The 5,112-nt window shown below is 36.5% G+C and carries 5 protein-coding genes; 4 read left to right on the top strand and 1 reads right to left on the bottom strand.

Features of this window, described 5'->3' with window-relative positions:
- The 4 genes from E1171_RS23725 to E1171_RS07425 form a co-directional block, all read left to right on the top strand.
- Positions 1-248, top strand: a 248-nt coding sequence (locus E1171_RS23725) for a VOC family protein (RefSeq protein ID WP_187696324.1), incomplete at its 5' end; no start/stop codon positions are given.
- 221 nt (positions 249-469) lie between these two features.
- Complete coding sequence (locus tag E1171_RS07435; protein WP_155205380.1) at positions 470-898, top strand: hypothetical protein; 429 nt, start codon at positions 470-472, stop codon at positions 896-898.
- Between the two features lie 302 nt (positions 899-1,200).
- Complete coding sequence (locus E1171_RS07430; protein ID WP_155205379.1) at positions 1,201-2,049, top strand: helix-turn-helix domain-containing protein; 849 nt, start codon at positions 1,201-1,203, stop codon at positions 2,047-2,049.
- Between the two features lie 83 nt (positions 2,050-2,132).
- Positions 2,133-3,056: an SDR family NAD(P)-dependent oxidoreductase gene (locus E1171_RS07425; protein ID WP_155205378.1), complete on the top strand. Its 924-nt coding sequence runs from the start codon at positions 2,133-2,135 to the stop codon at positions 3,054-3,056.
- 836 nt (positions 3,057-3,892) lie between these two features.
- On the opposite strand, the gene E1171_RS07420 is transcribed toward E1171_RS07425, so the two are convergent.
- Positions 3,893-4,858 carry a tetratricopeptide repeat protein gene (locus E1171_RS07420; RefSeq protein ID WP_155205377.1) on the bottom strand — a complete coding sequence of 322 codons (966 nt, stop codon included), beginning with the start codon at positions 4,856-4,858 and terminating at the stop codon, positions 3,893-3,895.
- Positions 4,859-5,112 lie beyond the last annotated feature (254 nt).

Raw genomic sequence — 5,112 nt, 5'->3', positions numbered from 1 at the left:
GTATACTGCCATTTGAAGAACAAATGATTACCGGTGTTCTAATTAAAGGAGATGGATACCAACCTTCAGCTGATGGTGTTACCATATATTTAAATGGAGGAGACAACCTTCAAACTATTTTAGATAAGGTCGGGAAAAATGGAGGAAAAATAATTATTCCAAAGACGCCTCATGCAGATGAAAGCGGTTATTTCGCAAATTTTCTTGATTCGGAAGGGAATAGACTTGGGTTGCATTCCCCCAATTAGTAAAAGAAAAAAACTAATGCACAACAAAGTATAAAGGTAATAGCGGTTCGGGTGCAAACTCGAACCGTTTTTGTGTTTAATTCAGTATATTGTTAATTGAAAAGCAAATGCGTTTTAAACCCCTACTGCTCTTATACAAACCGTTGTGTGCCAGTTCAGTAAAAAAATAATGGAAGGGAATAAAATAATAAATTAAAATCTTTTATAGAAACAATTTGATCATGATGAAAATAAGTCAAAATTCAATTCTAAAAATAACCCTCTCAATAATTCTAATCATTGGGGGCAAAACTCTTGGATTTTCTCAAACTGCAGAAAAATCAAAACTATCTGAATTTCTAATTCTAATAGAAACTACAGATAATGAGATCAAATTGACATCTAAAAAGGGTTGTGCTTGGAAAGAACTCAGTTTTAATTTAAAACCCTACAATTCACAAGCAGTTGATCAGTTTGGTATGACAACTAAAAAAAGAGAAAAACCTACCAATGATGAAAACCTTGCGGATTTTCTTTTCACGGTCAAAAAAACTAATGAAGGCCTTTCATTAGAAGGATTAGATGGGACTGCATGGAAGGATTTAAGTATTAGCTGCAAAAAAAATAATTGCCAACAGTATATTGACCAGAATGGAATGGTTGAAATTTAGTAAAGAGATAATTTTTCAAAATGGATATTAAAAAGAACCGGCACAGAACAATTGCTAGCTGCTATGCTTTGGCAGTGGGCAAAACCCAATGCTAGGAAAGCACAGTAGCCAGGCGATCCGTTTATAATTTTTTTAAGATCTCAATTAAATAGATTATGTACCGTAATTACTTCCACTATAGAGAGAGGGGGAAGCAATGGATAAAATGTGGATATTCCACATATGTTGTATATTCGCACGGTAATAGTATAGTATATCACATATGTGGTATACCCGGTTGTTGGCAACAAATCAAACCCTGAATGGAATACGGAGAGAAATACTTGACATATAAAGGGAAAACTGTTTTTTCGAAGCTGACAAAGCCCTACTTTAAGCGTTACCCAAAGGATTATGTTGAAAATGAAGCTTGTTTCGTGTTTGTAAATGAGGGTGAGATGGCGGTAAGGGCACCTGAAGTTTATTTCGATCTTAACAAGGAGACAGCTGTTCTTGCTAAGTGCATGAACTATTTTTTTGAAGCATTCCATGTACAGAAACCAAAAGGTACTGGTGTTGAGGTGATTGTTGTTTTGCTCTACCCTTCTTTTGTTGAAGAACTCTTTGATTTTGATCTTTCTCTGTCGGCCTATAACCTTCCTGTCGATATTAAACAGGTAAAAGTTGACCGCTTACTCAAAAACTATAAAGAGAGTATAAATATTCTCCTGGATAATCCAGAGCTGGCTGACGAGAATATCATAAAGGCAAAACTTAAAGAGTTTGTCATTTTATTGACCAAGTCTCAAAAGTTTCCTAGTAAGCTGGATTTTTTGGCAGGTTTATTCAGCCCGGCAAATGTATCTTTCAAAGAAACGATTAATCAAAACTTGTACGCTAACCTCACCTTAGAGGAGCTGGCACACCTTTGTAATATGAGTTTATCTACTTTCAAACGAAAGTTCAAAAATGTATTTAATGATAGTCCTAAAAAGTATATAGTTACCAAGAAACTAGAAAAGGCGGCAACAATGCTTAAATCAGAGGGGTTAAGAGTGTCAGATGTGGCATATAAGGTTGGGTTTGATTCAATATCCACTTTCAATAGAAATTTTGTTCTTAAGTACGGGAAAACCCCTTCGGAATACCGGCTGAGCTATTCTGAGAAATAATTGAACCAAACTGGGAAGATAACCACCTGATATTCATGTAAGTTTGTAAGTAACATTTTTTTGATTACTTAAACGAAGCTGTCATGAACAAAAAAATATTAATAACAGGTGCAAATGTAGGAATTGGGAAGGATACTGCACGCCAGCTAGCAATGAAAAATGAAACTGAAAAAATCTATTTGGCTTGCAGGAATGAAACAAAAGCTATTGCAGCAAAAAAAGACCTGGAAAAGAAAACAGGGCGGTCAATTTTTGAAATAATCGTTATGGACGTTTCCGATATTGATTCGGTGAAAACAGCCGTCTTAAACTTACCCGAGCCAATTGACGCTCTTATTATGAATGCAGGTGGTTTGGGGGGTAAAACCCGTGATAGATTAACTAAGGAGGGTGCTACTCAAATTTTCGCATCCAATGTTCTTGGGCATGTCGTTCTCACTGATGAGCTCATAAAGGCCGGTAAACTGAAAAATATTGCTTTGTTTGCTGGCTCTGAATCAGCAAGAGGAATCAAGAAAATGGGCTTGAAGCCACCCGAGTTGAAAACTTCATCAACAAATGAATTCAAGTCAATAATTGATGGCACCTTTTTCGGCTACAAAACTGAGGCCCTGGTGATCTATGCATATGTAAAGTATATTGCTGCGTTGTGGATGTCTGCGATGGCCAGAAAACATAACCATATGAGGTTTATCACTATGAGCCCGGGTTCTACCAGTGGAACTGCTGTGCTTGACGACATCTCCGGTTTTAAAAAATTCAGGATCAAATATATCATGATGCCGTTTATAATGCCATTGATGGGAATGGTCCATGGTTTGGAAAAGGGTGCAAAAAGATTTGTGGATGGAATTAACAATAAAAAATTGAAAAGTGGCGTGTTTTATGGAAGTAAACTTAATGTATTAACTGGCCCTATAGTTGACCAAAGTGAGTTCTTCACTAATTTAAGAAACACAACAATCCAAGATAATGCTTATGAGGCGGTTTATAAGTTTTTAAAATAAACTGTTACCAATCGTGAAGACGGCTGACGGTCAAAGGACCGCCAGTGCGCCTCACATACCAACAGACGTTCGGGGCTCCTAAACGGCGGTTAGGTACTTTTTGGTACTTCTTTTGTATATATTCAACAAAGATTTAGATAACATCCTTAGCAAGGAGCATAAAACAAAATTCTCCCAGCTCTTCCTAATCCTAGCCTAAGGGTTGACTGTGTTTTTACAGTGATCTGCTCCTTCCATCTCCAAGACTCTTTCAGGGCAAGGTAACCTTCAGTCCTTTACCTTTCCACTAATATGGCTCCTAATGACTGCTCACCCTTTTAACCAAACAAGAGTGAAACGTCCCTGGGCAAGAGCACCTTCTCTCTCCCAATGCCTGCCACATATTGGTACCACGTGTCCAGTTACTTTTGGCATTCCCACAATTTGAGACAGATTAAGACGTCAAAAAGATGTGCTTGCTCATCCTAAATGGCATGTCTCATTTTAATGATTAGGCTGAAAGGCCATTTAGTCCTTTCTCCTCTTAATATCAAATGTCAGGATTGGGATTTGCAGTCTCCCCTACTTCAATAAATCCCTCTCGGAAAGCCTCTTGGGACTTCCTCATGCTTCGGAGCACGCCCCCGCACACAAGGAACTTTATCTCATAGGATAGGAAAAAGCTGCTTTTTTTGTCAAAGCAGCTTAAAGAGAAAATTAAAGTTAAGAAGGGAAAATGGGAAAATACGGCCAAGAAATGGCCCCCTTCTAAGTTCTTCCATCAGTGGGTAAATTTTACATTTTCATCTTTTACCTTTTCAATTCTTTTTCCTATAGATTGCCATTATTAGTATTCTTTAAAGGCTCCTCTGATTAAATTCTTTGGCAAAATTGGCTTCAGCGGCAATGTACCCAAAGGAGTTCCACCCCCCCTCTTTTAATAGTTTTTCAAATAAAACTCCTGCCCTCTCCTTATTATTATTATTGTAAAAATACCAATTTCCTAGGGCATAGCTGATGGCATCATTTCCCCCCTCATTTTCAATGTTTTCCAATAATTGATCAGTGGTAATTTCACCCTTGTAAAAAAGACAAATTTTGTGGTAAGCAAAATTTTCTATTATTTCAAGGTCTTCCCTTATAGGTGTTAGGAATTCTTTAGCCTCATTTTCTCTATTCATTCTTCGAAGGATCATATAAATCCAATGGGTAGCTGAGACAAGATTGTCCGAATTATTGGAAGTTGTTAAACAATTTTTATAAGCCCTAAGGGCATTTTCCATATCGTAACTTAAGTAATAGGCTAAGCCCAAATGATACCATATGTTCCCGTGTAAAGTGCTCACTGGTATATTTTTGGCGTTGGGCATGCCATCCGGTTCAATTTTATTAGGAATATTTTCAATAAGTTTGGCTGCCTTTTCCAAATCTGAAATGGCCAAATCAAATTTTCGAATGGATATATACCTATGCCCTCTATGACGGTACATCCGTGGGTCATTGGGATATTTTTCAATTCCTTTCGAATATATTTTTATGGCCTCTTGATAGTCACCCTTATAGGCAGTGAACCTTCCAAACCAGATGATTTTGTCCGCATTTAGAGGATCGGCTTCATAGGCCTTTTTATGTTTTTCGAATCTAAGTAGTAGTTTTTCGGATGGTGGGTTGGGAAAAAGTGCCTGACCTAATAAGGAAATGGCTTCGGGTTTCTTTTCACTAGTTTCTTTAGAACTATCCTCATTTTTTCTTTGCTGACAAGAGTTGGTTAAAAAGATTAAGATTCCAAGAATGAGGATGGGTACTTTGAATAGGTATTTCATTATTGTATCATTTTTTAGTTAGTTTCTGTATTGTTCAGAAATACAGTTTTTGGCTTTAACAATGGTTTTTTTATTATTATTTTTAAAACTTAACTATCATAAAGTTAATAATTGCCTCTAAGTAATTTTCACATAAAATAAGGCTTATTTTTTTAAATCTAAAGGTAACTTGTACAAAAATGCTAGTTACCAAACTACCAAATTTGAGTTTAATTTATTTTTCCCAGGTATTTTTTACTTAAGCAGGCATTTTT

It is taken from the genome of Xanthovirga aplysinae, from assembly GCF_009711365.1.
Classification (GTDB): domain Bacteria; phylum Bacteroidota; class Bacteroidia; order Cytophagales; family Cyclobacteriaceae; genus Xanthovirga; species Xanthovirga aplysinae.
This window is presented reverse-complemented; position numbering and strand designations above follow the sequence as displayed.